Annotated in this window: 32 protein-coding genes and 1 pseudogene; 8 read left to right on the top strand and 25 right to left on the bottom strand. The window is 60.9% G+C overall.

Annotated features, from left to right (window positions below; all coding sequences use genetic code 11):
• Nucleotides 1-31: 31 nt before the first annotated feature.
• The 12 genes and pseudogenes from HMPREF3170_RS02765 to secY all read right to left on the bottom strand — a co-directional run bounded on the left by HMPREF3170_RS02765 (nt 32) and on the right by secY (nt 10,300).
• Nucleotides 32-2,170, bottom strand: coding sequence for a DUF6541 family protein (locus HMPREF3170_RS02765; protein WP_246814894.1), 2,139 nt, complete (start codon nt 2,168-2,170; stop codon nt 32-34).
• A 58-nt stretch (nt 2,171-2,228) separates the two neighbouring features.
• Nucleotides 2,229-3,068, bottom strand: a complete 840-nt coding sequence (gene truA / locus HMPREF3170_RS02760) for a tRNA pseudouridine(38-40) synthase TruA (RefSeq protein ID WP_070477574.1) — start codon at nt 3,066-3,068, stop codon at nt 2,229-2,231.
• A 122-nt stretch (nt 3,069-3,190) separates the two neighbouring features.
• Nucleotides 3,191-3,571 (bottom strand): annotated as a pseudogene (rplQ, locus tag HMPREF3170_RS02755) (50S ribosomal protein L17); the annotation flags it as partial.
• Between the two features lie 42 nt (nt 3,572-3,613).
• Entirely contained in the window at nt 3,614-4,627 is a 1,014-nt protein-coding gene (locus tag HMPREF3170_RS02750) for a DNA-directed RNA polymerase subunit alpha (protein WP_070363062.1), read from the bottom strand.
• Nucleotides 4,628-4,744: 117 nt separating this feature from the next.
• On the bottom strand, nt 4,745-5,350 hold the full coding sequence (rpsD, locus tag HMPREF3170_RS02745; protein ID WP_070363063.1) for a 30S ribosomal protein S4: 606 nt from the start codon (nt 5,348-5,350) through the stop codon (nt 4,745-4,747).
• A 27-nt stretch (nt 5,351-5,377) separates the two neighbouring features.
• Nucleotides 5,378-5,782, bottom strand: a complete 405-nt coding sequence (gene rpsK, locus HMPREF3170_RS02740) for a 30S ribosomal protein S11 (protein WP_070363064.1) — start codon at nt 5,780-5,782, stop codon at nt 5,378-5,380.
• Between the two features lie 3 nt (nt 5,783-5,785).
• A complete protein-coding gene (rpsM, locus tag HMPREF3170_RS02735) occupies nt 5,786-6,154 on the bottom strand; it encodes a 30S ribosomal protein S13 (protein ID WP_070477572.1) in 369 nt (122 codons plus the stop codon).
• A 179-nt stretch (nt 6,155-6,333) separates the two neighbouring features.
• Nucleotides 6,334-6,552, bottom strand: a complete 219-nt coding sequence (infA, locus tag HMPREF3170_RS02730; RefSeq protein WP_018017508.1) for a translation initiation factor IF-1 — start codon at nt 6,550-6,552, stop codon at nt 6,334-6,336.
• Between the two features lie 196 nt (nt 6,553-6,748).
• Entirely contained in the window at nt 6,749-7,522 is a 774-nt protein-coding gene (locus tag HMPREF3170_RS02725) for a L,D-transpeptidase (protein ID WP_070477570.1), read from the bottom strand.
• A gap of 14 nt (nt 7,523-7,536) precedes the next feature.
• Nucleotides 7,537-8,334, bottom strand: a complete 798-nt coding sequence (gene map, locus HMPREF3170_RS02720) for a type I methionyl aminopeptidase (protein ID WP_070477786.1) — start codon at nt 8,332-8,334, stop codon at nt 7,537-7,539.
• Nucleotides 8,335-8,426: 92 nt separating this feature from the next.
• Nucleotides 8,427-8,972, bottom strand: coding sequence for an adenylate kinase (locus tag HMPREF3170_RS02715; protein WP_070363068.1), 546 nt, complete (start codon nt 8,970-8,972; stop codon nt 8,427-8,429).
• The gene (gene secY / locus HMPREF3170_RS02710; RefSeq protein ID WP_070477568.1) at nt 8,972-10,300 is read right to left on the bottom strand and encodes a preprotein translocase subunit SecY; all 1,329 of its coding nucleotides are present in this window, start codon (nt 10,298-10,300) and stop codon (nt 8,972-8,974) included. The genes HMPREF3170_RS02715 and secY overlap by 1 nt, the downstream gene beginning before the upstream one ends.
• A gap of 277 nt (nt 10,301-10,577) precedes the next feature.
• Between secY and HMPREF3170_RS02705 the strand changes: the two genes are divergently transcribed.
• From HMPREF3170_RS02705 to HMPREF3170_RS02690, 4 genes are read left to right on the top strand one after another with little or no spacing between them, the layout of a single operon-like run.
• Entirely contained in the window at nt 10,578-13,049 is a 2,472-nt protein-coding gene (locus tag HMPREF3170_RS02705) for a DMSO/selenate family reductase complex A subunit (RefSeq protein WP_070477566.1), read from the top strand.
• A 25-nt stretch (nt 13,050-13,074) separates the two neighbouring features.
• Entirely contained in the window at nt 13,075-13,719 is a 645-nt protein-coding gene (locus tag HMPREF3170_RS02700; RefSeq protein ID WP_070363070.1) for a DMSO/selenate family reductase complex B subunit, read from the top strand.
• A 3-nt stretch (nt 13,720-13,722) separates the two neighbouring features.
• Entirely contained in the window at nt 13,723-14,664 is a 942-nt protein-coding gene (locus HMPREF3170_RS02695; protein ID WP_070477564.1) for a dimethyl sulfoxide reductase anchor subunit family protein, read from the top strand.
• The gene (locus HMPREF3170_RS02690; RefSeq protein WP_070477562.1) at nt 14,664-15,266 is read left to right on the top strand and encodes a TorD/DmsD family molecular chaperone; all 603 of its coding nucleotides are present in this window, start codon (nt 14,664-14,666) and stop codon (nt 15,264-15,266) included. Before HMPREF3170_RS02695 ends, HMPREF3170_RS02690 begins: the two co-directional genes overlap by 1 nt.
• Nucleotides 15,267-15,337: 71 nt before the next feature.
• On the opposite strand, the gene rplO is transcribed toward HMPREF3170_RS02690, so the two are convergent.
• Genes rplO through rpsH form a run of 6 tightly spaced genes read right to left on the bottom strand, consistent with a single transcriptional unit; the run spans nt 15,338 to nt 18,021 of the window.
• On the bottom strand, nt 15,338-15,787 hold the full coding sequence (gene rplO / locus HMPREF3170_RS02685) for a 50S ribosomal protein L15 (RefSeq protein WP_070363073.1): 450 nt from the start codon (nt 15,785-15,787) through the stop codon (nt 15,338-15,340).
• Between the two features lie 6 nt (nt 15,788-15,793).
• Nucleotides 15,794-15,979 carry a 50S ribosomal protein L30 gene (gene rpmD, locus HMPREF3170_RS02680; protein ID WP_070363074.1) on the bottom strand — a complete coding sequence of 62 codons (186 nt, stop codon included), beginning with the start codon at nt 15,977-15,979 and terminating at the stop codon, nt 15,794-15,796.
• A gap of 5 nt (nt 15,980-15,984) precedes the next feature.
• Nucleotides 15,985-16,620, bottom strand: coding sequence for a 30S ribosomal protein S5 (rpsE, locus tag HMPREF3170_RS02675; RefSeq protein ID WP_070363075.1), 636 nt, complete (start codon nt 16,618-16,620; stop codon nt 15,985-15,987).
• Nucleotides 16,621-16,660: 40 nt separating this feature from the next.
• Nucleotides 16,661-17,065 carry a 50S ribosomal protein L18 gene (gene rplR, locus HMPREF3170_RS02670; protein ID WP_070363076.1) on the bottom strand — a complete coding sequence of 135 codons (405 nt, stop codon included), beginning with the start codon at nt 17,063-17,065 and terminating at the stop codon, nt 16,661-16,663.
• A 2-nt stretch (nt 17,066-17,067) separates the two neighbouring features.
• Complete coding sequence (gene rplF, locus HMPREF3170_RS02665; protein ID WP_070477559.1) at nt 17,068-17,604, bottom strand: 50S ribosomal protein L6; 537 nt, start codon at nt 17,602-17,604, stop codon at nt 17,068-17,070.
• An 18-nt stretch (nt 17,605-17,622) separates the two neighbouring features.
• The gene (gene rpsH, locus HMPREF3170_RS02660; RefSeq protein WP_070363078.1) at nt 17,623-18,021 is read right to left on the bottom strand and encodes a 30S ribosomal protein S8; all 399 of its coding nucleotides are present in this window, start codon (nt 18,019-18,021) and stop codon (nt 17,623-17,625) included.
• 323 nt (nt 18,022-18,344) lie between these two features.
• Between rpsH and HMPREF3170_RS02655 the strand changes: the two genes are divergently transcribed.
• Genes HMPREF3170_RS02655 through fdhD form a run of 3 tightly spaced genes read left to right on the top strand, consistent with a single transcriptional unit; the run spans nt 18,345 to nt 20,689 of the window.
• Nucleotides 18,345-19,577 carry an amidohydrolase gene (locus HMPREF3170_RS02655; protein WP_070477558.1) on the top strand — a complete coding sequence of 411 codons (1,233 nt, stop codon included), beginning with the start codon at nt 18,345-18,347 and terminating at the stop codon, nt 19,575-19,577.
• 10 nt (nt 19,578-19,587) lie between these two features.
• Nucleotides 19,588-19,875 (top strand): DUF6457 domain-containing protein, encoded by a 288-nt coding sequence (locus HMPREF3170_RS02650; protein ID WP_070477557.1) that lies wholly within the window; start codon nt 19,588-19,590, stop codon nt 19,873-19,875.
• On the top strand, nt 19,862-20,689 hold the full coding sequence (gene fdhD / locus HMPREF3170_RS02645; protein ID WP_070477554.1) for a formate dehydrogenase accessory sulfurtransferase FdhD: 828 nt from the start codon (nt 19,862-19,864) through the stop codon (nt 20,687-20,689). Before HMPREF3170_RS02650 ends, fdhD begins: the two co-directional genes overlap by 14 nt.
• On the opposite strand, the gene HMPREF3170_RS02640 is transcribed toward fdhD, so the two are convergent.
• From HMPREF3170_RS02640 to rplN, 4 genes are all read right to left on the bottom strand, one after another.
• The gene (locus HMPREF3170_RS02640) at nt 20,686-21,468 is read right to left on the bottom strand and encodes a formate/nitrite transporter family protein (RefSeq protein WP_070363080.1); all 783 of its coding nucleotides are present in this window, start codon (nt 21,466-21,468) and stop codon (nt 20,686-20,688) included. The genes fdhD and HMPREF3170_RS02640 overlap by 4 nt on opposite strands.
• A gap of 173 nt (nt 21,469-21,641) precedes the next feature.
• Nucleotides 21,642-22,220, bottom strand: coding sequence for a 50S ribosomal protein L5 (rplE, locus tag HMPREF3170_RS02635; protein ID WP_070363081.1), 579 nt, complete (start codon nt 22,218-22,220; stop codon nt 21,642-21,644).
• A gap of 2 nt (nt 22,221-22,222) precedes the next feature.
• Nucleotides 22,223-22,537, bottom strand: coding sequence for a 50S ribosomal protein L24 (rplX, locus tag HMPREF3170_RS02630; protein WP_070363082.1), 315 nt, complete (start codon nt 22,535-22,537; stop codon nt 22,223-22,225).
• A gap of 2 nt (nt 22,538-22,539) precedes the next feature.
• Entirely contained in the window at nt 22,540-22,908 is a 369-nt protein-coding gene (gene rplN, locus HMPREF3170_RS02625; protein ID WP_070363083.1) for a 50S ribosomal protein L14, read from the bottom strand.
• 256 nt (nt 22,909-23,164) lie between these two features.
• Here rplN and HMPREF3170_RS02620 point away from each other — a divergent pair, with 256 nt between their 5' ends.
• On the top strand, nt 23,165-23,971 hold the full coding sequence (locus tag HMPREF3170_RS02620) for a formate/nitrite transporter family protein (RefSeq protein WP_070363587.1): 807 nt from the start codon (nt 23,165-23,167) through the stop codon (nt 23,969-23,971).
• A gap of 70 nt (nt 23,972-24,041) precedes the next feature.
• On the opposite strand, the gene HMPREF3170_RS02615 is transcribed toward HMPREF3170_RS02620, so the two are convergent.
• The 3 genes from HMPREF3170_RS02615 to HMPREF3170_RS02605 all read right to left on the bottom strand — a co-directional run bounded on the left by HMPREF3170_RS02615 (nt 24,042) and on the right by HMPREF3170_RS02605 (nt 26,664).
• On the bottom strand, nt 24,042-24,305 hold the full coding sequence (locus HMPREF3170_RS02615) for a hypothetical protein (RefSeq protein ID WP_070363084.1): 264 nt from the start codon (nt 24,303-24,305) through the stop codon (nt 24,042-24,044).
• A 42-nt stretch (nt 24,306-24,347) separates the two neighbouring features.
• Nucleotides 24,348-24,572: a hypothetical protein gene (locus tag HMPREF3170_RS02610; RefSeq protein ID WP_070363085.1), complete on the bottom strand. Its 225-nt coding sequence runs from the start codon at nt 24,570-24,572 to the stop codon at nt 24,348-24,350.
• Nucleotides 24,573-24,681: 109 nt separating this feature from the next.
• Complete coding sequence (locus tag HMPREF3170_RS02605) at nt 24,682-26,664, bottom strand: sucrose-specific PTS transporter subunit IIBC (protein ID WP_070477552.1); 1,983 nt, start codon at nt 26,662-26,664, stop codon at nt 24,682-24,684.
• Nucleotides 26,665-26,723: the final 59 nt, after the last annotated feature.

Here is a 26,723-nt window from a genome sequence, read left to right as displayed (position 1 = left end):
TCCCCCCGATAACCAATAACGCTGCCTTACACTACCAAAGCTCCAGCGGTTCCGAGCCGTGCTTGACGGCGTCGTGCTGCATCTCCGCGAGCTCGGCGCGCGTAAACGCCTCGTTCACCGCGAAGATCACCGTGTCTCCCTTCACGTACACCGGGGTCAGGGCGCTGTTGGCGGTGCCATTATTCAGGTTCACGCGAGGTGGCTGCTGCGCCCAGAACGACGGCGGCGATGCGATGTAGAACTTGATATTCAGCCGCTCAACGGCCCGGTCTACTGCATTCTTTGCCGTCGCGTCACCGAGTACACCACGCCCGAGCATCTCTACGTCGAACAGCGCAGTTGCGGTGTCGTCGCCGCGAGTCTTCGCCGGCCACAGGTAGTGTCGTGAAAGCGTCGGCACGCCGTTGTAGGCGTAGATCCACGAATGACCGTCTGCGGGCTCGCCGTAGGTCACACCTTCCCACGCCGCAGGCTGCGTCGCGAGCCAGTCGAACGCCGCCAAGTCATTGTTATTCACCATCCGCCCACCAACGCGCGGAGCGGTGTAAATGCCCTCCGCCGATTGAGCCGCATTCGCGTGCACGGCGGTCGCAGTACTCGCAGCCACCACGAGGGACACGAGCACCGCCCCAATTGTCGACGCCCCCTTCGCCACCACCGTGCCCTCACGCGCGGCAACCGGCGCCAACGTCAGCATCCGAATCATCACCGAGGCCCCTATGGCCGCCGCGACGATGACGCACATCACCACCGGCAACACCAGGCGGTGCGCCGTGTTGTAGTGCAGCCCCGAAACCAGCGAAGGCACCACGTCCAGCACCGGCGGAAGCGGTGCGGTTGCCTGCACCACCGTCGCAAGTGACAGGACGTAGAACGCCACCGGCCACACCTGGCGACGCCACGCCACAAGCGCCACCGCCCCCACGAGCGCGAGCCACAGCAGCACAGTCGGGTTGTAGTTCGGGAAGTACTCAGTGACGTGGCGCGTATCCATCGTGATCGCGAGCGCCCACGGATTTGGCGCCGTGCCATCCTCCGGAGTAGACCACCCCGCGACCTCCTGCGCCTGCTCGGAACCAGCAAACATCTGTGGCAGGAACAGCACCGCACCGGCAAGCGCCGGGGCCGCTAACCAGACAGTGTCCACGAGGCGTGAACGGACGGGACGAAGAAGCGTCGAAAAGCACCAAGCGAAGGCCACCGCCAGCGCAATCGTGGTCACCGGCGACGGGTGCACCGCCACCACCCCGAAGAACCCGATGGCCGCCGCAAACGCCGAGTTGTGATGCCGTGGCACCTCCAGGAACTGCCAAATCACAATGCCCGTGAGCGCAACTGCCATCATGTACGGCCACATGCCAACAAAATCCGACACCCACATCAGCTGCGGCGCACCGTACACCAGCAGCGGCGCGAACCCCGCCGCGATCTGCGCCGTCAGCCCCCGTGACCGCAGAAACGCAAACACCAGGCACGCCACGGACACGCAAGCCGCCACCGAGGGCACAATCGCCTGCGCCACGTTCAGCGCGGGGATCGGTGCCATCCCAGCGGTCTTGGCAAACAACGCAACCCCCGCGTGGTACCCCGAGGGATACAACAGCGAACTGTGCGTCTCCTGGTACATCAGCTCCCCCATGCGCGTTGGCGACGCAATCCCCTCATCCATGATGAAGCGCACAGTATTGGCGTGCCACTGGGAATCCCAACCCTGCACGATATTGGCCAAACCCAGCGGAGTTCCCTGCAGCCACCGCAGCTTGTCACTGATCAGCATCGCCGACCCCGCAATCACACCAAGCAGCGGCAGCACCCAGACGGGGTCAACCACGCTTCCTTCGCGCCGCTCCTGCGGAGTCCCCGGCAGCAGCGCCCGACGCCACGACAGTTGCCCAGTGCCAGTCCAGCGCTCGCGGGCTCGGCGCGCAAACACGTAGCGCCACCCCGCAGCACACAACATCACAAACACCACGCTCACAGAGAACGTCCACGGCGAAAATCTCGCCGACGTCAGGCCCCAAGACCAGGCGCTGAAGCCAATAATGCCGAAGCTCACGGGTATCGACGCCACCACCGACGCCGGCACACGCATGCCGGAGATGACGTTGACCAGGAATCCTGGCAGCACAAACACAAGTACCGCTGCTATGAACATCCCGGCAGTGACCACGCGTACTCCTTCGAGACCTAAGACGTTGAGACTGGTGAAATCTTATCGCTTTGCGCTCTCAGAGCGAACGCCGATCACGAGTTGTGTTGGCTCGTGCCTCCCACTCCTGCTCTGGTGGGTACACAACATGGTCGAATGTCAGTCCCTTCGCGGGGGCTAACGGTACGTCGGCGCGCCGCTCAGTGGCGTCGAGCAGTCCAGTGGCCCACGCCAGGTCGCGCTTGCCCTGCCCGACCGTGAGGCACGTCGCGGTCAGTGCGCGCACCATGTTCCAACAGAACGCGTCGGCACTGATGTGTGCCTCGTAGAGCTGCGGCTCCGCCTCCGTGGAAGCGTCCACCCAGCGAAAGCTGTGCACGTCGCGGATCGTCGTCGCGTGCGGTCGCGGCTTGCAGAACGCCGCGAAGTCGTGCAGCCCGAGCAGCACGTCGGCGGCCTGCTGCATTAGCTGCACGTCGACCGGGCGAGCCCACACTGCAGTGTCACGCGTCCGTGTCGGCAGCGCCCCCGCTGGGTTGGTAGTAACGCGGTAGATGTAGTGACGCGCCATCGCCGAGAAGCGAGCGTCGAACTCAGGGGCAACCTCCCGGACTTGTTGCACTCGGATGTCGTCCGGTAGCAGTTTGGCAAGGCGACGCACCAGGCGCGCAGGATCACCGTCAAGAGAGCGCTGCTGCAATGACTCCGGAGCAATGTCCGCGTGCGCAACCTGACCGCGGGCGTGCACCCCCGCATCCGTACGGCCCGCGACCGTCAGGGCGACGGGGTGGCGCAGCACAAGCGCGAGCGCGTCTTCAACGGTTCCTTGGACGGTCCGCAGGTCGCCTTTCTGCCGGGCCCAGCCGTGAAAGTCGGTGCCGTCATAGGCGATGTCGAAACGCAGCCGCATCGTGTTCATTCGTTACAGGCTAGCAAACTGGTCGCGTGCTCTTGGAATGCGAAAACCCCGCGACACCGTGAAGGTGGACGCGGGGTCTCATGTGGTTGAGCTAGGAAAGCTCACTCAGCGGAGGATTAGTCCTCCTTGGAAGCCTTCGCCTCAGCTGGCTCCAGAACCAGGGAAATCTGGGTCATTGGAGCGTTGTCGCCGGAGCGAGGTGCAACCTTGATCAGGCGGGTGTAGCCGCCGTTGCGGTTTTCGAACTTCGGTGCAAGCTCGTTGAACAGGTATGCAACGATCTGCTTGTTCGGAAGCTTCGCAGCAACAGCGCGGCGTTCCTGCAGGGAACCGCCCTTCGCCTTGGTGATCAGCTTCTCAGCGTATGGGCGAAGTGCTTTCGCCTTTGCATCGGTCGTCGTGATGGCGCCGTGCTCGAACAGGGACTGCGCCAGGTTAGACAGAATGTGCTTCTGGTGGGCGGCGGACCCTCCGAGACGGGCACCCTTCTTCGGGGTAGGCATTTTCGTACTCCTCGTATGGGATTGTGAGCGCGTGCTCTTGGTTTACTCGGTTTCTTCCGCGGTGTCGTCGACGTAGTCACCAGTCTCGGCGTCGTAGCCTTCGATCTGGGTCGGGTCGAAATCTTCCGGAGCGTCCTTCAGCGTCAGGCTCATGGAGGCGAGCTTGATCTTGACCTCATTGATGGACTTCTCGCCAAAGTTGCGGATATCCATCAGGTCGGTTTCAGAGCACTCAGCCAGCTGGCCGACGGTGTTGATGCCCTCGCGCTTCAAGCAGTTGTAGGACCGGACGGAGAAGTTGAGATCCTCAATCGGCAGGTTGTAAGCCGCGATGTACTCCGTCTCCTGTGGGGACGGGCCGATCTCGATGCCTTCTGCTGCCGTGTTCAGCTCACGTGCCAGGCCGAACAGCTCCACCAGGGTGGAACCGGCCGAAGCCAACGCGTCGCGAGCGGACATGGAGTTCTTCGTCTCCACGTCGATGATCAGCTTGTCGAAGTCGGTGCGCTGCTCAACACGGGTTGCCTCAACCTTGTAGGCAACACGGGTCACTGGCGAGTAGATCTGGTCGACCGGAATGCGGCCGGCTTCCCCACCAGAGTTCGGCATCGCTGGGACGTAGCCACGGCCACGCTCCACGACAAGCTCCATCTCAAGGCGTGCCTGCTCATTGAGCGAAGCGATGTGCAGATCCGGGTTGTGGATCTGAACATCAGCTGGCGTCTCAATGTCGCCGGCGGTAACGACTCCTGGGCCTTCAACGGACAGGTACATCACGACTGGCTCGTCGGACTCCGACGACAGCACGATGTCCTTGATGTTGAGGATGATCTCGGAAACGTTTTCCTTCACACCGTTGATGGTGGTGAACTCATGGAGCACACCATCAATCTTGATCGAGGTAACCGCTGCGCCCGGAATGGACGACAGCAGCGTACGGCGCAGGGAGTTACCCAGCGTGTAACCAAAACCTGGCTCGAGTGGCTCAATGATGAACTTCGAGCGGTTGGTATCGATGTACTCCTCGGTCAGCTGCGGACGCTGTGAGATGAGCATGAACTTCTCCTTTTCCGGCTACCACTATATGAAGCCGCGAGAATATGGACTTTCGGAAAGATATCGCACCACTTGTATACGTACGTATCGACGCAGTGCGGGGTGAAGTAAGCGGGCTTACTTCGAGTAGAGCTCGACGATGAGCTGCTCCTGCAGCGGCACCTCGATCTGAGCGCGCTCCGGCAACTGGTGCACGAGAATGCGCAGGGTGTCCGGAACGACCTGGAGCCATGCCGGAACAACGGCGTCCAGCAAGTTGTCCTGGGCCTCTTCGAACCAGAGCATCTTGCGGGACTTGTCACGAACATCGATGATGTCGTACTGCGTGACCTTGTAAGAAGGAACGTCGATACGCTTGCCGTTCACGGTGAAGTGACCGTGGGAAACAAGCTGACGTGCCTGGCGGCGCGTGCGCGCCAGACCTGCACGGTATACAACGTTGTCCAGACGGGACTCAAGCAGGATCAGCAGGTTGTCGCCGGTCTTGCCTGGGAGGCGGTTGGCCTCCTCGTAGTAGCGACGGAACTGCTTCTCCATCACTCCGTAGGTGAAGCGAGCCTTCTGCTTCTCCTGGAGCTGGAGCAGGTACTCAGATTCCTTGATGCGAGCGCGGCCAGCCTGCCCCGGAGGGTACGGGCGACGCTCAAAGGACATGTCACCGCCGACGAGATCGACGCGGAGGCGACGGGACTTACGGGTAGCAGGGCCGGTATAACGAGCCATGATGTATTACCTCTTTTCCTTTCTGCCTTAAACGCGACGACGCTTCGCCGGACGGCAGCCGTTGAACGGCTGTGGGGTCACGTCAGAGATCGAGGACACCTCCAGGCCAGCAGCCTGGAGCGAACGGATTGCGGTCTCACGGCCGGAGCCTGGACCCTTGACGAAAACGTCAACCTTCTTCATACCGTGGTCCATCGCCTTGCGAGCAGCGTTCTCAGCTGCCATCTGAGCAGCGAACGGCGTGGACTTGCGGGATCCCTTGAAGCCAACGTGGCCGGAGGAAGCCCAGGAGATAACAGCACCGGTCTGATCCGTGATCGAGACGATGGTGTTGTTAAAGGTCGACTTGATGTATGCGTGGCCAGCAGCCACGTTCTTCTTTACGATGCGACGGCCACCACGGCGCGCACCGGAACGAGTCTTAGGAGGCATGGATTACTTCTTCTTTCCTGCGATGGTCTTCTTCGGGCCCTTACGAGTGCGAGCGTTCGTCTTGGTGCGCTGCCCGCGAACAGGCAGGCCACGACGGTGACGAAGGCCCTGGTAGGAGCCGATTTCAATCTTGCGGCGGATGTCTGCCTGCACCTCACGACGCAGGTCGCCCTCTACGGTGTAGGAGGACTCGATTGCGTCACGCAGTGCGGACAGCTGATCGTCGCTCAGGTTGTCCGTACGCAGGTCTGGAGAAATGCCCGTCTTCTCGAGCAGCTCCTTGGCGCGGGTTGCGCCGATGCCATAAATGTAAGTAAGTGCGATCTCCATGCGCTTATTGCGCGGAAGATCAACACCAGCTAGACGTGCCATGTGGAACGTACCTTTCGGGTTGTTACGGCGGTTTTCTCCCTATCCGCCCACGCCAACCGACTCTTTATCCGGACCGTACCGGAGGATGGGCCGTGATACACGTGGCTTTGGCCACCGTAGCCAAAGGTAAGCGACGCGCAGCAACGCCACGCGTCTGGGTAAGGAGGCTTCAAACGAAATTACTTGTAGCGGTACGTGATACGCCCACGGTCCAGGTCATATGGAGACAGCTCCACAATGACCCGGTCTTCAGGAAGGATGCGGATGTAGTGCTGGCGCATCTTGCCACTGATGTGAGCAAGGACCTCATGCCCGTTGTCGAGCTCGACACGGAACATAGCATTCTTCAAAGGTTCGACGATGCGACCCTCTACCTCAATGGCGCCTTCTTTTGCCATACACTCCACTTCCTATAGCTCACGGAACACAGCGATCCTCATTGATGCGCAGTGTTTCCGCTGGTAGCTGACGTAAAACATACTTGTACTACGTGGTGCATAAACACCAGTGGTCAACTATATCCCGTCACCAGCGCAAACACAAGCCCACCTGCGAAGCTAAGTCCGCAGGTGGGCGTCGAAAAGAATGGAGCAGCTAGAAGACGAAGACCTTGTCCCCGATAGCGAGATCCTGGAAGTAGCGCTGGGCGTCCGCGCGGTACATGCGAACGCAGCCGTGCGAGAGAATCGACGGATCCCCCTGGTGGAACGCGATACCGTTGTTGGTGAAGTACGTCGCGTACGGCATCGGCGCATTGCCGAACTCCCACGAGATCTCATCCTTCACCTTGCGGTTGACGTAGAACGTACCCTTCGGCGTATCAAGGCCAGGCCTGCCCGGACCGATCAGGTCAGCCGTGTAGTACATCTGGCCGTTATTCTGCAGCCAGGAACGGCGTCCGCCGGTGTCCACACACACCTTCGCATCCTTCGGACATGGGCCGTAATCGAACGCGGGTTGTGCAGGTGGCGCCGGGCGTGCAGCTGGTTTCGGCGCTGGCTTCGGAGTCTTCTCGGCGATCAGGCCTGGGTAGAAGCGTTCGACAGTAGCATCGATGCTTGCCTTCGCCTGGGCTGGCAGGTCCTTGTTGATTGCCGCCAATCCGTCGGCCTGCGCGCGCAGCGAGTTGCGGGTCTGCCATGCTCGCTCACGTGCGTCGGGCGTACTGGAGCCGATGCTGGAGAGCTGAGACTGCGTCTGCTCAAGCAGGGCACCCAGTCCACCATTCGAAGACATCGCTGGCATCTGCTGCGCCTCCGCCATCGCTGGCTGGGCAAGCATGGAGGCGGCGACGCCGATTCCAACACTCAAACCGGCAAGCTTGCGGCTCAGTTGGGATGGCTTCGCATGTCGAGGTTGATAACGCATGTAGGCAGTATAGCCTACTTCGCTTCGCGGACAGTGAGGATGCGCGGCCCGTCAGCCGTGGCGGCGACCGTGTGCTCCCAGTGCGATGCCGGGGCGCCGTCGATGGAAACGACCGTCCAGTCGTCACCGAGCACCTCCGTGTCGATCTCCCCGCCGAGGATCAGCATCGGCTCAATCGCCAACACCGACCCCTCCTGGATCACAGGGCCGCGCCCGGGTTTTCCCTCGTTGGCAAGGTATGGATCCTCGTGCATCGTGCGTCCGATCCCGTGGCCGCCGTACCCGTCCACAATTCCGAGCTCCACTCCGAACTTCTCCTCTGCTGCGTACGTCGCGCGTTCGAGTGCATGCGACACGTCGGTCAACCGGTTGCCCGGCACCATCGCCTTCAGCCCCTCGTGCAGCACCCATTCTGTTGCCTGGTTCAACTTTTCGACGTCCGCTTCGAGCTCACCCACACCGAACGTCCACGCGGAATCCCCTACCCAACCATGCAAGGTCGCGCCACAGTCGATGGAGACCAGGTCTCCCTCGCGGAGCACAGTCTCTTTGTTCGGAATTCCGTGCACGACTACCTCGTTGACTGACGCACAGATCGACCCCGGAAAGCCCTGATACCCCAAAAATGTGGGCGTGGCCCCGTGATCACGGATAACAGTCTCGGCGACCTTGTCTAAGTCGAGCGTCGACTTGCCGGGGGCGGCCGCCGCCCGCACCTCCTGCAGCGCCAAGCCGACGATTCGGCCTGCCTTCTCCATCGCGTCGAGCTGCTCAGGTGTCTTTGCGACAATCTTGCGCTTCCGGAACCCCATCATTCGCTTCCTTCCTAGAGTTACTGCGTAAAAGGGCCGGTAGGCACTCGTCGAGTCCCTACCGGCCCTTGCGCCTATATAGACGCTGTATGTTACTTCTTCAGCTGCGCCATCGCGCGCTCGTTGATTTCATCAACGTCACCAACGGCGTCGATGGAGATGATCTCGTCGCCGTAGTGGTCAATCAGCGGCGCGGTTTCGTCGCGGTAGACCTTGAGGCGGGTGCGGATCGTTTCCTCATTGTCGTCCGCGCGGCCACGCGCGAGCATGCGCTCGACCACCACGTCTTCGTCGACAACAAAGTTGAGCACGCCGTCCAGCTTCAGGCCCTGCTTGCTCAGCAGCTCCTTCAGGATCTCTGCTTGCTCAACGGTGCGCGGGAAACCGTCGAGCAGGAAGCCGTTCGCAGCATCTTCCTGGCTGAGTCGGTCTTCCACCATGCGTGCGGTGACATCGGTCGGCACAAGCTTGCCAGCATCGATGTAGCTTTTCGCTTCGACACCAAGCGGGGTGCCCTGGCCGATGTTCGCACGGAACAGGTCACCGGTGGAGATGTGCGGAACGCCGAGCTTCTCGGAGAGAATGGCTGCCTGAGTGCCTTTGCCAGCGCCGGGAGGGCCAAGTAGTACAAGTCGCATTATCGCAACAGTCCTTCGTAGTTGGATTGGAGAAGTTGGGATTCAATTTGCTTGACCGTAGTCAATGCTACGGACACCATAATCAGGATAGCCGTACCGCCGAACGCACTCATGCCACCGCGGCCAGCGCCGCCAATGCCGGCGTCGAGCGCCAGGTTCGGCAGGATCGCGATGAGTGCAAGGTAGAGCGCGCCAACGAACAAGAGACGGTTCATCACAAACGCGAGGTACTCGGCGGTTGGGCGACCCGGACGAATGCCTGGGATGAAGCCACCGTACTTCTTCATGTTCTCTGCCTGGTCGACCGGGTCGTACTGGATAGAGACGTAGAAGTAGGAGAAGAAGATGATCATGGCGAAGTACGCCAGGATGTACTGCCAGGAGCCTGGGTTCTGCAGCCACGCCATGACGTTGTTCATCCACCAGTTGTCCGGCGGGGTCGTGTTGTTCATGGTCACGATCTGCGTGATCAAGACAGGAACGTACATCAGCGAGGAGGCGAAAATCACAGGAATAACGCCAGCCTGGTTGACCTTGAGCGGCAGGTACGTAGAAGAACCGCCGTACTGACGGCGCCCAACCATGCGCTTGGCGTACTGCACCGGGATACGACGCTGGCCCTGCTCGATGAAGATGATGCCGACGACCAACGCAATGATCGCCGCAACGACCATGGCGAAGGTAACCGCGCCGGAGTTCTTCAGGATGTAGGCACCCTCGGACGGAAGCTTCGTCGCAATACCAGCGAAGATCAGCAGGGACATACCATTGCCAACGCCCTTTTCAGTGATGATCTCGCCGAGCCACATAATCAGGACCGCACCCGACGTCATGACGATGATCATCATGATGAGCGTCCAGATGTTGCGGTCCTCAATAAGCACCGGAATCCCCTGGCCGAGGAGCTGCTCACGGTCGGCCAGCGCCACAATACCTGCGGACTGCAGCAGCGCCAGCGCAACCGTGAGGTAACGCGTGTACTGCGTCATCTTGGTTTGGCCCGACTGCCCTTCCTTCTTCAACTCCTCGAACTTCGGAATCACCACGGTCAGCAGCTGCACGATAATCGACGCCGTAATGTACGGCATGATGCCAATCGCGAAGATGGACAACTGCAGCAACGCACCACCAGAGAACAGCCCGATGATGGAGAACATCGTGGCGTTGTCACCCTGAGCGACTTCCTCCAGACGGGAGTTAATCAACGCGTAGTCGACACCAGGCGTCGGAATCTGGGCACCAATGCGGTACAGAATCATCAACGCAAGGGTAATCAGAATCTTCTTCCGAAGATCCGGGTCCTTGAACGCTTGCAATATAGCGGACACAAAGCCTCCTGGCTCCTGCAGCACTCACGCAGGAGATAGTGGACAGTACGGTTGCCAAAAGTGCACGTCACAACCACCGTAGCGGGCTGACGGGACACTCCAGACAGGATTGACCCCACTACTCTACCAGTTAGCAGGCCAAACCCCCGATTCGGCCAGCACCCCCGCGAGGGTTTCCAACTTTCGATTGAAAATCACTACACTCAAAAATACGTAATTGGTATTACATTTATTCACGACTTTTCTGTAGAAAATCCTCGCATTCGAAGGGACAGCGATGAGCACAGCACCTACACCAACGCCGACTCCCGTGAGTCGGCGTAAATTTCTCCAATGGTCAGGCCTCGTAGGAGGCGCGGCCGTAGCGACGACGGCCGTCTCTGGCACGCTCCTGCGCGGCACCCCAGGTGTCGGCGCCGCAGAGGCCGCAGAAGGCACGAGCACCGACCCGAAGTTCGTCTGGTCCGCCTGCACCGTCAACTGCGGCTCCCGCTGCCCACTGCGCCTCCAAGTTGTGGACGGGCGCGTCACCCGCGTCCTTCCGGACGATGGCGGCGACAACTCCATCGGCTCGCAGCAGATCCGCGCCTGCGTGCGCGGCCGCTCAATCCGCCACCGCATCTACAACCCGGACCGGCTAAAGACGCCGCTGAAGCGCAAGCCCGGCACGAAGCGCGGCGACGGCGAGTGGATCGAAATCTCCTGGGAGCAGGCGCTCGACGAAATCGCCGACCAGATGAAGGGCATCCTGGACAAATACGGCAATGAGTCGATCTACCTCGCGTACGGCACGGGGACCATCGGCGGCACCGTCGCGCGCTCCTGGCCGCCTGTCGAGACTCCTTTCGCACGGTTTATGAACCTCATCGGCGGCTACCTGAACCACTACGCCGACTACTCCACCGCGCAGATCACGGCAGCCTACCCGTACCACTACGGTTCCTGGGTCACGTCGAACTCCTTCGACGACGTGAAGAACTCCAAGCTGCAGGTCATGTTCGGCAACAACCCGCTTGAGACCCGCATGTCCGGTGGTGGCGAGACGTTCGTCACCCAGCAGACGAAACGCAAGTACGGCGTGAAGACCATCGTGATCGACCCGCGCTACTCCGAGACCGCAGTCGGCCTTGGCGACGAATGGGTTCCGATCCGCCCGGGCACCGACGCAGCGCTCGTGGCAGGTATCGCGCACGTACTGCTCTCCGAGAACCTGCACGACCAAGCGTTCCTGGACAAGTATTGTGTCGGCTTTGACGAGGACCACATGCCGAAGGGCGCGCCGAAGAACGGCTCGTACCGCTCCTACATTGAGGGCAAGGGGCCAGATGGCGTCGAAAAGACTCCTGAGTGGGCCGCTCGCATCTGTGGGGTGCCTGCGCAGAAGATCCGCCAGCTTGCCCGCGAGATGGGCACCGCAAAACCAACCGCAATTACCCAGGGCTGGGGTCCGCAGCGCCACGCGAACGGCGAGAACCAGTCGCGCGCGGTGTTTACGCTGGCAGCGCTGCTCGGGCAGATCGGTATCCCTGGTGGAGGCACCGGCGCTCGCGAGGGCTCGGCAAGCTTGCCGATGACGTACCCGTTCAACACACAGTACGAGAACCCGGTGGAGACCTCGATCTCGGTTGCAATGTGGCCACAGGCCGTCGACCACGGCCCAGCAATGACCAAGACGAAGGACGGCGTGCGTGGCAAAGACAAACTCGACGTCCCGATCAAGATGATCTGGCAATACGCCGGCAACACCAACACGAACCAGCACGGCGATCTCAATCGCACGGTCGAGCTGCTTCGCGACGACTCCAAGGCCGAACTCATCGTCGTCAGCGACATCCAGATGACGGTGTCCGCGCGCTACGCGGACTACGTTCTGCCGGACTGCTCCACCGCTGAGCAAACCGACATCATCCAGCAGGGCTCGGCGGGCAACCTGGAGTACACCATCCTGGCCTCCAGCGCGATCAAGCCACTGTACGACTGCCGGCCGATTTACGACGTCGTCGCCGACCTCGCTGAACGCTTCGGTGTGCGCGACAAATTCACCGAAGGCCGCACCCAGGAAGAGTGGCTGCGCTACACCCTCGACGAATCCCGCAAGGAGATCCCGGAGCTGCCGTCCTTTGAGGAGCTCAAGAAGATGGGTGTGTGGCGTCGAGAAGGCGAAACCACGGTCGCCCTGAAAGACTTCCGTGAGGACCCAGTGGCCAACCCCCTGGAGACCCCGAGCGGCAAGATCGAGATTTTCTCCTCCGAGCTCTACGAGATGTCGAAGGAGTGGGAGTTTGACCCGAACATCGCAGGCGACAAGCTGACACCGCTGCCGGAGCAGGTCGCAACTTGGGAAGGCGCCGAGGAAGCCGCAGAGAACAAGGAGTACCCGCTGCAGGTCATCGGCCACCACACCAAGGGCCGCACCCACTCCTCCTACGGCAACGTCGATTGGCTGCGCGACGACGCCCACCCGCAGGTCCTCTGGATCAACCCCATCGACGCCAAGGAACGCGGCATCAAGAACGACGACCCCGTCTACGCCTACAACAAGCGTGGCCGGATCCGCTCCATTGCCCGCGTCACCCCGCGAATCGCACCGGGTGTCATCTCGGTGCCGCAGGGTTCCTGGTTCAACCCGAAGGACGGCGGCGTGGACGTAGGGGCATCCGTCAATACGCTGACCAGCTGGCATCCCTCCCCTCTTGCCAAGGGCAACGCGCAGCACACGGCGCTGTGCCAGGTTGAAAAAGCGAAATAACAACACCAAGGAGTGAAACAACAACATGGCTAACAACAACGACAAGCCGAGCAAGCGCCTTGGTTTCTTCTTCGACCAGACCTTGTGCAACGGCTGCAAAGCCTGCCAGATCGCCTGCAAGGACAAGCACAACACACCGATCGGCGTGAACTGGCGCCGCGTGGTCGAGTACTCGGGCGGCGACTGGAACCGCAACGCCGACGGCGAGCTGACCACCAATACGTTCACCTACTACACATCGGTGTCCTGCAACCACTGTGACAACCCGATCTGCACCAAGGTTTGCCCGACCACCGCGATGCACATCGGCGAGGACGGCGTCGTCTCCGTCGACCCGCACAAGTGCGTGGGCTGCCGCTACTGCGAGTGGGCGTGCCCCTACTCCGCGCCACAGTTCAACCCTGAAAAGGGCGTCATGACGAAGTGCGACCTGTGCGCCGACTACCGCGCCGAGGGCAAAGACCCCGCGTGCGTGGCCGCGTGCCCGTCGCGCGCGCTCGACTGGGGGCCTATCGACGAGCTGCGCAAGGAACACGGCGACGTCGCCGGCATCGCGCCGCTGCCGGACCCAACGTTTACCGAACCACGCCTGACCATCAAGCCGCACAAGGACGCAAAGCGCTGGGACGCGTTGGACGCCGGCGAGATCATGAACCCGGAAGAGGTCTAACTCATGAATATGCACGAATGGCCCCTCACGTTTTTCACCACGTTCGGGCAGATGGCAGTCGGCGCGTTCTTCGTCCTCGGCGTCATCACAATGGTGGGACGCACCCGCTACTCCGCGAACGCGATTAACCGCATTTGTGTGCCGGCGCTCTACGCAATCGGCCCAATCATGATCGCAGGCTTCTGCCTCGCGTTCTTCCACCTCGGAAACCCGATCAACGCGCTGAACGTGATGCGCCACATCAGTTCCTCCGGACTCACCCAGGAGCTCGTGGGCGGCTGCATCTTCGCGGCGCTCGGGTTCTTGTTCGCGGCCTGTCAGTTCTTCGACTGGGGCTCCGTGGGCACCCGCACAACCATCGCGGTCATCACCGCGATTGCCGGCATCGGGTTCATCGCCACCATGGCGCGCCTCTACATGCTGCCCACGATCCCATCGTGGAACCACTGGACTACCCCGGCAGCGTTCTACCTCTCCGCCGCGGTCACAGGTCTGCTCGCGATTGCGGTCGCGCTCACGGCGTACAACTGGCTCGAAGAGTCCGAGCTGATCAAGAAGCTCATCCCGTCCGCGCGCAACGAAGACCAGACCGACGCCCAGAAGGAAGAGGTCTGGGACCTCATCCACGCCTCGCTGCGCTGGATCGGCATCGCGCTGACCGTCGTCGTGCCGCTCATTTTCATCGTGATGGTGTTCAACTACGGCCGCCCCGCGGGCCCGAACCCGGCGCAGTTTGAATTCAACATGACCGCATTCGTCATCCGCATTGGGCTCCTGCTGGTCGGTGCGTTCATCGTGGGCCTCATCCTGGCGTTTGGCGGCCGCACCCGCCGCCCCACCTCGAGCGCAATGCTATGGATCACCGTCGCGTACAGCCTGGTGGTCATCGCGGAGCTGCTCGGCCGCTTCATGTTCTACGGCGCAGTCGACCGGATCGGAATCTGATGCACACAGAGTTAGTTGAACGCTGCCACATCGCAGCAGACATCGTGGGGCAGCTCTTCCTCGACGAGCCGCAAGGCCCGCTTCTCGACGCCCTCTCCGACCCCTCCTTCCTGCAATCATGGCCGCTCGAGGACGACGCTTCGCAGCACGCCATCAACGCCCTGCTGGAAGCGGAGCGCGACACCGCCGAAGCGTTGCAGCGAGACCACCTCTACCTGTTCATTGGCGTAAGCTCCCCGCTTGCCCAGCCGTACGAGTCCCCGTACTTTTCCAAGGACGGACTCGTCATGGATGAGGACGCCGCGGCCGTCGCCGCCGTTTACCACCAGGTCGGCTTTGACCCCGGCGCCGATAACCTCCCGCCGGACCACATCGGGCTGGAGTTCCGCTGTATCAGCCAAATGTGCGCCCTGGCGCTCAACGCGTCCTCCGAGGCCGATCAAGCCGCAGCGCTGGCGGTTCTTCGCTCCTTCACCGCCGAGCACCCCGCCCGCTTCGCTGAGCAGGTGCTTGGGGGCGTCGAAAAGCATGCGAACACCGTGATCTACCGGGCGCTGCCTGGGCTTACGCGGGGCGTGCTGGCCGCCGTCGAAACCCTCTAATACGAAAGCTCCCCACCTCGTCGTTGACGAGTGGGGAGCTTTTCTCTGCGCTGTGGCGCGAAGATGAAGGCTTATGCCTGGGTGGTGGACCCGCCGGCTGCCTCGATCTTCTCAACCGCAGACTTGGAGAACTTGGTAGCGGTGACGTCCAACTTGACGTTGATGTCGCCGTTGCCCAGCACCTTGACTGGGTGGTTCTTGCGAACCAGGCCAGCTGCGACGATGTCGTCGATGGTGATGGTGCCGCCGTTCGGGAACGCTTCTGCGAGCGCCTGAACGTTGACTACCTGGTACTCCACGCGGTTCGGGTTCTTGAAGCCCTTGAGCTTCGGCAGGCGCATGTGAAGTGGCATCTGACCACCCTCGAATGCTGCGGAGACCTGCTTGCGAGCCTTGGTGCCCTTGGTACCACGGCCAGCGGTCTTGCCGCCCTTGCCTGCTTCACCGCGACCTACGCGGAACTTTGGTTTGTTAGCGCCCTTTGCTGGGCGCAGATCATGGAGCTTGATAATTTCAGCCATGTTGTTCTACTCCCCTGCAACTTCTTCGACGGTAACGAGGTGGCGAACCTTCAGGATCTGTCCACGGGTTGCGGCGTTGTCCTTCTTAATGACGGACTGGCCGATCTTGCGCAGACCGAGAGCCTCGAGGTTCTTACGGGTCAGTGGCTTCTCGCCAACCTTGCCGTGGTGCAATGTGATCTTCAAAGCCATTGTTCTTACGCCTCCTGTCCTGCGCGTGCGCGCAGCATGCGAGCAGGTGCGACGTCCTCGAGGTCCTTGCCACGCTTCGCAGCAACTTCCTCAGGGCGTACGAGCTGCTTGAGACCTGCAACCGTTGCCTGAACAACGTTCAGAGCGTTGTCAGAACCGATCGACTTAGCAAGGATGTCCTGGACGCCAGCGCACTCGAGCACTGGGCGAACTGCGCCACCGGCGATAACACCGGTACCTGGTGCAGCCGGGCGCAGCATAACGATGCCTGCTGCCTCTTCTGCCTGGACTGGGTGAGGAATGGTGCCACCGATCATCGGGACACGGAAGAAGTTCTTACGTGCTTCTTCTGCACCCTTCTGGATAGCGGCAGGAACTTCCTTTGCCTTGCCGTAGCCAACGCCGACCATGCCCTTGCCGTCGCCAACGACGACGAGAGCAGTGAAGGACATGTTGCGTCCGCCCTTCACGGTCTTTGCGACACGGTTGATGGTGATGACTCGCTCGATGTACTTGTCGCGGTCATCATTCTGGTTGCGACGATCATCGCGACGGCCACGGCCACCGCGGTTGTTGCGCTCATTCTTCTTGTTCTGGTTGTCGGCGGAGCGTCCGCCGTCACGCCGTTCACGTTCGGCCATTACGCGATCCTTCCGTTGATGGTGATGATTGCGGTGGTCATTAGAACTTCAGACCACCTTCACGAGCGGCGTCGGCAAGAGCTGCGACGCGACCGTGGTACTTGTAACCTGCGCGGTCGAAGACGATAGCTTCGATGCCTGCAGCCTTGGCGCGCTCAGCGATCAGCTGGCCAACCTTGGCTGCCTTTGCCTTCTTGTCACCTTCCATTGCGCGCACGTCAGCCTCGATGGAGGATGCCGCTGCGAGCGTGTGGCCAGCGAGATCGTCGATCAGCTGGACGTGGATGTGACGCGAAGAGCGGTGCACAACGAGACGTGGGGTCTCCGGGGTGCCGCGCAGCGTCTTGCGGATACGGAAGTGGCGACGTGCACGAGCCTCGCGGCGGCGGGAGGAAATATCCTTGCCGACCGGGGTGCGCTTGGTGTTCTCTGCAGAATTGCTCATGATTACTTACCCGTCTTTCCGACCTTGCGGCGAATCTGCTCACCTTCGTAGCGGATGCCCTTACCCTTGTATGGGTCATCCTTACGGAGGCGGCGGATGTTAGCCGCGATCTGGCCAACCTGCTGCTTGTCAATGCCCTCGATGGAGAACTTGGTGTTGCCATCGACTGCGAAGCTGATCCCTTCCGGAGCCTCAATGAGGATCGGGTGGGAGTAGCCGAGCGAGAACTCGAGGTTCTTGCCCTTGGCCTGGACACGGTAGCCGACACCGAAGATCTCCATGTTGATCTTGTAGCCCTCGGTCACGCCAACAACGAGGTTGTTGACCATGGAACGGGACAGACCGTGCAGCGCACGGTGCTTACGGTGATCGTCCGGACGGGAGACGACAATCTCGTTGTCCTCAACCGCAGCGGTGATTGGCTCAGGCAGCTCGAAGTTGAGGGAACCCTTAGGGCCCTTGACCTCTACGACCTGACCGTTAATTTTAACTTCGACACCATTCGGGATGGCGATGGGTGCATTACCTACACGCGACATAGTCTTTTCAACCTCCCTTTACCAGACGTAGGCGAGAACTTCTCCGCCTACACCCTTCTCCTGGGCCTGACGGTCAGTGAGGAGACCCTGGGACGTGGAGATGATCGCCACACCCAGACCACCCAGCACCTGCGGCAGGTCGTTGGACTTTGCGTACACGCGCAGACCAGGCTTGGACACGCGACGCAGGCCAGCGATGGCAGCCTCACGGGTCGGGCCGTACTTGAGGTCCAGGGTCAGCTGCTTGCCAACCTTGGCGTCCTCAACCTTGTAATCAGCAATGTAGCCTTCCTGCTTCAGGATCTCGGCGATGTTTGCCTTGATCTTGGAGGAAGGCATTGTCACGCTCTCGTGCTGTGCGTGCGACGCGTTGCGCACGCGAGACAGCATGTCTGCGATTGGATCAGTCATCGTCATAAGATGTGACCGTTTACCTTTCTCGTTGCGGTTCCCTACCCACCTGACCAGCAAAACTATGTCGTGCCAGGTCGCGTTTTCCGCATGATCTGTCGGGGGCTACTTCACGCTCCCCACGCTCAATAACGCGGGGCGCTCGCCGCCTCCCTTGCACGCGGTCCGCTTCTCGGCGGGGGGCCTGCAACAAAGTTGGATGTACAATGTTTTCTCGGATTTTGCGCGCAGACAACTATCTGTGCACAAGTCCGTTTGGCCACATTACACTCCTTCTATACAAGAAACAAGTCACGTTGGCCCGATCGCTGCGTCGTATAGTCGGTGCTATGAAGCACCTCGACGAACTTTTCGACGCCCTCTCCGCCACCCGCACGCACCGCGAGGAGCTCTACCACTGGTTCCACCAACACGCTGAACTCTCGATGCAGGAAACCCAGACCTCACAGCGCATCGTTCAGGAACTCGAGGCAGCCGGGATCCCATATTCGGTATTGGGCGAAACTGGCGTCGTCGCCACCATCGAAAACGGCCTCGGGCCCGTCGTCGCCCTGCGCGGCGATACTGACGGCCTCCCAGTCAAGGAGGATTCCGGCAAGGACTACGCCTGCACGCAAACCCAAGTCGATGCTGCGACGGGGCAAGAAGTGCCTGTATCCCACGCGTGTGGGCACGACTTCCACATTTGCTCGGTGCTCGCGGCCCTCGTCGCGTTCAACACTTGCCGCGACGCCTGGTCTGGCACGCTGGTAGGCGTATTTCAGCCCGGCGAGGAAACTGCCTCCGGTGCACGTTCGATGGTTGAGCACGGTATCGCCGACGCGATCCCCCACCCCGACGTGTACTTGGGCCAACACGTGCTCAGCACGCTGCCATTGGGCCATGTGGGGACCCGGCCGGGCCCGGTGCTCTCCCAGGCGTTCTCGGTGAAGGTCACAGTACACGGAGTGGGTTCGCACGGATCCATGCCTGAGATGGGCGTCGATGCGGTCTTGTTGGCGTCGACAATTGTGACGAGGCTGCACACCGTAGTCTCCCGAGAGATTGCTGCTTCCGAAACCGCGGTGCTGACGGTCGGCGCGATCCATTCGGGAGCGAAATCCAACGTCATCCCGGATAGCGCGGAGCTGCTGATCAATACCCGCGCCTATTCGGAGGCGACGAGCGCGCACCTCAAGGAGGCCATCGAACGCATCGTGCGCGCTGAGTGCGAGGCAGCGCGTAGCCCGCAGCTGCCCGAGTTCGAGTACTACGACGCCTACCCGCTCACCAGCAACGATGCCACAGTAACACAGCGGGTACGCGACGCCTTCGAGGCGCAATTCGGTGACCAAGCACAGACGCTGGCACGGGTCCCTGCCAGCGAGGACTTCTCGATCATCCCGGACGCGCTCGGCGTGCCGTACACGTTCTGGGGCCTCGGCGGCTTCGCCAGCTACCCGCATGCACCGGGCAATCACAACGCAGCGTTCGCACCCGACCTCCAGCCGACACTCGACCGCGGCGCCGAAGCGATGGTCACGGCTGCGAGCGCGTGGCTCATCAACAAGAACGACGACTAAGGTGGCACACATGGCTAACAACGAAGGTTTGCAATCAACACACGAGTGGCTCGAAGAGGTCTCCCGAACGCTCGGCGTTTCCCCGGATCTCACGCGCTCGCTGGTCGGCGACATTCTGAAGATGACAGCGGACGTCGCGCACAACGGCCCGTCGCGCCCGGCGGCTCCAACGACGGCGTTCGTCGTAGGCGTCGCAACCGGTGCGGCGCTCCAGGGCGATACTGATGCGGACTCAGCAACGACGCGCGAGGCGCTTGCCAAGGTAGCGAAGCTCCTGGAAACGTATGAGCAGGATTAATCGACGCTTCGCCGTCACGAAAGTCACCCGCACCGACAGCGGTTTCGCGCGCGATACTCGCGCCGATACCGTCACCGTGGAAGAGCCGCTGGCGATCCGCGCCACCGGCGACACGCTGACCACCACGATGCGCACCCCCGGACACGACATCGAGCTGGCACACGGTTGGATGTTCGCGGAGGGACTGATCAGCAGCGCAGAGGACGTTCGTTCCGCGCGCTACTGCGCGGGTGCGGTCGGGCCGAACGGCGAAAACACGTACAACACGCTCGACATCGACCTCGGGCCCGCGGCCTCCCCCGCTGCACCGCAGTTCATTCGCCTGACCACGACCACGAGCGCATGCGGGGTGTGCGGCACGCAGTCGATCGACGACATCATGGGCAAGGTGCCCGCGCCAATCACTCCCGTCCGCTTAGACCCGGACCTGGTGATGCGATTGCCTGACGCCCTTGCAACCGGCCAAAAGCAGTTCCGTAAGACAGGCGGCATCCACGCAGCCGGTGCGTTTACCTTGGACGGCGAACCTGTGGTCATCCGCGAGGACATCGGTCGACACAACGCGACCGACAAAGTCGTTGGCCACCTACTACTCGAGGGGCTCCTGCCAGCCAGCGACCTGATCCTAGTTGTCAGCTCACGTGCGTCATTCGAGCTTGTGCAAAAGGCCGCGATGGCGGGCTTCCCGGCAATGGTTGCGGTCTCTGCGGCATCCTCCCTTGCCGTCGAACTGGCCCGCGAAACAAAAATGGCGCTCGCCGGCTTTGTGCGCGGCGAGCGCTTCAATCTGTACTCCGGAGAGCTCAGCGACTAGTCCTTGTACACCGTCTTCGTCTTGTTCAACCAAGCGTAGACACCGCCGATGCACAGGCCACCGCCGATGAAGTTGCCGATCCACACAGCAACCCAGTTGCTCAGGATTGCAGCGGCGGTGAATCCCTCAGGTGGCGTGCTGGACAGGAACGCCAGGGAGAACAGCGAGAAGTTCGCAATAACGTGCTCGAGGCCCAGGCCAACGAAGATAGCGATCAGTGGCAGGATCACGACAAACTTGGAGATGAACTCCTTCGCCAGCAGCGCACCAACAATCGCCATGTTGACAATGAAGTTCGCGAAGATCGCCTCAAGCAGCGCGCCGAAGAACGGCTTCGCCAACTTGCCCTCAACCAGAGTGACAATCAGGTGGCTGTTATCCATCGAGCCGAACTTAGCCGACTGGCTCATCACAGCCGCGAAAATGATCGCACCGATCAGGTTCGCCACCGTCACCACAACGACGAGCCAAATACCCTTGCCCCAGCTGAACACCTTGTCCGTCGCCGCCCAGGACGCAAACATCATGTCGCCCGTTGCAAGCTCCGCGTTCAGGATGACGATCGCGAACAGGCCAAGCCCGAACAGCAAGGCGAACACAACCGAGCCGAGCCCCGGTGCGTATTCATTGACCGCATTTCCCGCCACCGCGGCGAACGCCGTACCAGCGGTCAGGTAAATGCCGGCGAGAATCGCGCGGACGAAAAACCGTGGCATCTCATTATCGAGAAGCTGCTCTTTCTTTTTGGCCCCTGCGTGGACCATTTCCTGCAAAGCCATCGTGGCCTCCTCAAATTCACCTGAGAGATTGTTGCAAGGAGTCAGTCTATCGAACGTTTCCCAAAAACAGTACATGCGTACTATTCGGGTGTGCTCTGCAGGTTCCCCCAAAAGACGTACACCCCCGCAACCCGGTTGGGTCGCAGGGGTGTTCGTCGAAAAGCAGTGACGCGTTATGCGCGCTGCATCTTGCCATCCTTGTCAGCGAACGGGAAGCCGAGGTGGCGCAGGAGTGCGCGGCCCTCGTCGTCGTTCGTTGCGGTGGTGACGACAGTGATGTCCATACCGCGGACGCGATCGATCTTGTCGATGTCGATTTCGTAGAACATCGTCTGTTCGGTCAGGCCGAAGGTGTAGTTGCCTGCACCGTCGAACTGCTTGTCGCTGAGGCCACGGAAGTCACGAATACGTGGCAGAGCAACCGTCAGCAGGCGGTCCAGGAACTCCCACATGCGGTCGCCGCGGAGGGTGACCTTCGCGCCGATCGGCATGCCTTCACGGAGCTTGAAGTTAGCGATGGACTTCTTCGCGCGGCGAAGCTGTGGCTTCTGGCCGGTGATCGCGGCGAGGTCCTCGAGTGCGCCGTTGATGACCTTGGAGTCACGTGCAGCGTCGCCGACACCCATGTTGACAACAATCTTGGTCAGACCTGGGATCTGCATGACGTTGTCGTACTTGAACTCATCGTTGAGCTTGGTACGGATGTCCTCTTTGTACTGGGTCTTCAGACGAGGGGTGTAGTTCTCAGCCATGCTTAGATGTCCTTCCCGTTCGACTTTGCAACGCGGACCTTCTTGCCGTTTTCGTCGAAACGGTAGCCCACGCGCGTCGGCTTGCCGTCGGAATCCAGGACCATCACGTTGGAGACGTGGATCGGAGCTTCCTGGGTGACAATGCCGCCGGACTCTGCGCCGCGCTCGTTGTAGGAGTTCGCGACGTGCTTCTTCATGCGGTTCACGCCTTCAACGAGAACGCGCTGACGCTTCGGGTATGCCTCGATAACCTTGCCCTGCGCGCCCTTATCCTTGCCAGAGATGACCTGGACCATATCGCCCTTTTTGATTTTCATCCCTAGATCACCTCCGGTGCGAGAGAAACGATCTTCATGAACTTCTTGTCGCGCAGCTCGCGAGCAACTGGGCCGAAGATACGGGTGCCGCGTGGCTCGGTGTCGTTCTTGATCAGCACTGCAGCGTTCTCGTCGAACGCGATGTAGGAGCCGTCCGGACGACGGGTCTCCTTCTTCGCGCGAACGATGACAGCCTTAACGACTTCGCCTTCCTTAACGTTGCCGCCTGGGGCAGCTTCCTTCACAGTGGCGACGATCGTATCGCCGATGCCGGCGAAGCGCCGAACGGATCCGCCGAGGACACGGATGCACAGGATTTCACGTGCACCGGTGTTGTCGGCGACCTTCAGGCGCGATTCCTTCTGAATCACTATTGGTCTCCTGACCTGGGTCGATGTGCGTTAGATTTCCGTCCTATACGCACGTGGTCAATGTCTTCGATGTCTTTTCGCTTGTCGACGGCACCTTCGGTACCGCAGGCGTACATGCTCAGCTCGGAAACGCGCAGAGCAAACACGCAGCAAAGGACAACTGGAACATTAAAGCACGGAACATGCGCGCCCGCAAACCATGACTTTTGGTTGTGTGGATTCGTGCCCGGTTCTGACCTTTGGTATGGTCATACCTATGAACTTCGATGGCACACTTGCGGATTCAATCGGCTTCAAGTCGTACCTCTACACCTACGAACTCCCCAAGTTCGCGGTACGCTCCATGCTCGCCGGCATGTTTTTGACGATCATGACGGCCTTCGCCACCGTCGCCTCCACCCAAGTAGAAAGCAGCGCCCCCGGCTACGGCCGCTTCGTGTTCGCAGCTATCTTCTGCCTCTCGCTGTACGTCATCGTTGTCCTGGGTGCGGAACTCGCAACCGGCAACATGATGTTCATGACCTACGGCAGCGCCTCCGGGCGCCTCCCCTGGCTCAAGGGCTTCCTGATGGTCTCCACCTGCACCATCTTCAACCTGCTCGGCGTCCTCATCACCGCGGTATTCCTGGTCCACGCCACGGCGTTCCAGCCGATCGGGATGGACAGCTTCCTCGCCGCGACCGTTGAGACCAAGCTCGCGAAGCCGGACAGCTTGCTGTTCATGGAAGGCATTTTCGCCAACATCGTGGTCAACATCGGCGTGCTGCTCGCCATCCAGGCTGGCAAGGACTTCACCGCGAAGTTCCTCGCCATCATGCTGATCGTTCCCGCATTCGCCGCAATGGGGTACGAGCACTCCATCGCCAGCTTCGTCGTCTTCTCCCTGGCGGGCTACGGCATCGGCGCCGAGCACTTCGCCGGGTTCACACTGACGAATGGCCTGATGAACTGGCTCATCGTGTGGGTCGGCAACTACATCGGTGGTGGCCTCATCATGGGCGGCGTCTATGCTTGGCTAAACAAGGGCGGCACCCCGGCAACCCCGCTGGCGACACGCCGCTAACCCCCAAGCAGAAAGAAAACGCCCCGTTCCCGCGAAGGGAAGGGGGCGTTCGTTATTGCTCGGTGAGCACTTAGCTCGAAGCAGCGATGCCCACGCCGGTTGCCGCAGCAACGATCGACAGGATGACCACAACGGCCATGTTGACGACACCGATGGACGAAAGCACAGCCGGAACCAGCAGCAGGTTCGGACCCTGCGGGCCAGCGAAGTTGCGCAGCTCGTTCATGACGTTGTTCAGCGGCTCTGGGTACTGTGCAGCACTTGCATCGGTAGCAACAACGCCAGACAGGACAACAACAGAAGCGGCAACTGCAATTGCGTTACGAAGTTTCATTCTTACGTTCTCTCTCTATGGTCTCGGGTGAATGGGTGGGATTTAGACGCGCTGCGAAGACGTCGCGATGTTCGTCAGGAAGCCCAAAGAGGACAGCAGTGCAGGCACGAGGATCAGGTTCTGTGCCTGGTAGCCACCGAGGCGCTTCAGCTCGTGCAGGACACCTGCCAGCGGTTCTGGCGCTGGCTGTGCTGCCTGTGCGACCGGTGCGCCCACTGCAAGAGCGGAAGCCACGAGGCCTGCGGCGAGAATGCGACGAAGTTTCATAGTTTTCCTCCTGTGATGTCCGCTAGACCCTTGTGAGCTAGCGCGCTGAACAAGACACCAACAGATTAACAGACCAATTTAAGGTTGTTGCCAGTTTTCTAAAAAACTTTTATTTTGCTTCTTCAGCTATCTTTTTCGGCTCGACAAAGAAGAGGGCATCGCCAAACTTCGTGTCTGCAGGAAGGCTTCTCGACGCCCCAATCTCCCCTACCCGCTTCGTATTCGAGACAACGACCGGAGTCGTCACTTCGTATCCTGCGTCGCGGATGGCATCGATATCGAACGTCGCGAGGAGCTGGCCTGCTTCTACGACGTCACCTTTCTTCACGTGTGCAGTGAAGTGCTCGCCCTTGAGGTTCACGGTGTCGAAGCCGATGTGCATGAGAATGTCCACGTTCTTGCCATCGGTCCCCTTGGCGCGGATTGCGTAGGCGTGGCCGGACGGGAACGTGACCGCAACCGTACCGGCGACGGGTGCGCGCAGCTCCCCAACCGTCGGCACGATTGCCACGCCGTTCCCCAGCTTGCCCTGGGCAAACATCGGGTCACTGACCGTCGCAAGCGGCACGGCGTTGCCCTCGAGAGGCGCCACGACGTGGAGCGCCTCGTCGGACGCCTCGAGCAGCGCTTGCTCGGCCGCGGCATCGGCGGCTGGATCCTCGGTTGCGTCCGGATCGATGCTGCCATGCTTGCCCACCAGGTAGCGCCCGTACCCGTAGGCCGCCACGAAGGCGATCACGAACGTAATGACGCCGAGGATCAGGAAGGTCACCATGTCATTCGCGCGGATGGAGACCACGCCGATAAAGCCCGCCGCACCAAGCGCAACTGCCTTGACATCAAAGATCGCAATCAGCATTGCACCAATACCGGCCGCGCCGAGGCCGATAAAGAAGGGCCAGCGGAGGCGCAGGTTGACGCCGAAGATGGCGGGTTCCGTGATACCAAATACGGCCGAGATGCCCGAGGAACCAGCTAGACCTTTGAGCTTTGCGTTGCGCGCCAGGAAGTACACGGCAAGGGCCACTGCGCCTTGCGCGATGTTCGCCATGGAGGCCGTCGGGAAGATGAAGGAGCCGCCCTGATTAAACAGCTCGAGCTCGATTGGCGGGAAGGACTGGTGCAGGCCAGTGATCACGATCGGCGAGTACACCAGACCGAAGAGCAGGCCACCGATTGGGCCACCGAAGTCGTACAGGCTGGAGAGGCCGACAATCAGCAGGTCACCGAGCCAGCGGACAAACGGGCCGACGGCGATGAAGGTAATGAAGCCCGTAATCAGCAGGGTTGCCAGCGGAGTAATCAGGAAGTCCGCCGTACCCTTCAGACGCTTGTGGAACCACTTCTCGATCGTTGCCAAGATCCACGCGACCGCCAGCACCGGCAGCACCGCACCCTGGTAACCCGCCTGCGCGACAGGCAGGCCGAACAGGTCCCAGAACGGCATCGTGCCGTCGGCTACGGAGTTCGCCACGTCGTAGCCGTTGACCAACGCCGGGTGCACCATCGCCATGCCCATGCCGGCGCCGAGGTATTCGTTGCCACCGAAGCGCTTCGTCGCGGAGTACCCCACCAGCACCGGCAGGAACGCGAACGGTGCGGAGGCCAGCACATTGATGATCTCCGTCAGACCCTGGATCTGCGGGAACATCCCCACCAGGGAGTTCTCCCCGAACAACCCCTCGGCGGTCAGGACGTTGTTGAGCGCCATGAGCAGACCGCCGCCAACCAGGATTGGGATCAGCGGCACGAAGATGTCAGAAAAGACCTTAATGAAGCGCGTAAACCAGTTGCCCTGGTTCGCCGCTACTTCCTTCAGGTCTTCCGTGGAGACAGCAATGCTCTTGCTGGTCATGCCGTTGAGCTGATCAAAGACAATGTCCACGTCACCGGGGCCGACGATGATCTGGAACATGCCGCCGGTTGCGAACGTGCCCTTCAAATCAGGGTCGTTCTCCAGCGTATCCTGCGCAACCTTGTCGACGTCCTTAAGCACGAAACGCAGTCGCGTCGCGCAGTGGGCGACGCCAACGATGTTTTCCTCGCCCCCTACCCCGGCGAGGACCCGCCGGGCTACTTCTTTGTGGTCCATGTGGGAATCCTTTCTCTTCCCACACAGTCAAACATCTATACGGGCATAAATCAGCTTAC

The organism is Corynebacterium sp. HMSC08D02 (assembly GCF_001807505.1).
Lineage (GTDB): Bacteria > Actinomycetota > Actinomycetes > Mycobacteriales > Mycobacteriaceae > Corynebacterium > Corynebacterium pseudogenitalium.
Note: the sequence above shows the minus strand (reverse complement) of the source record. Positions and strands in the feature narration are given on the sequence as shown.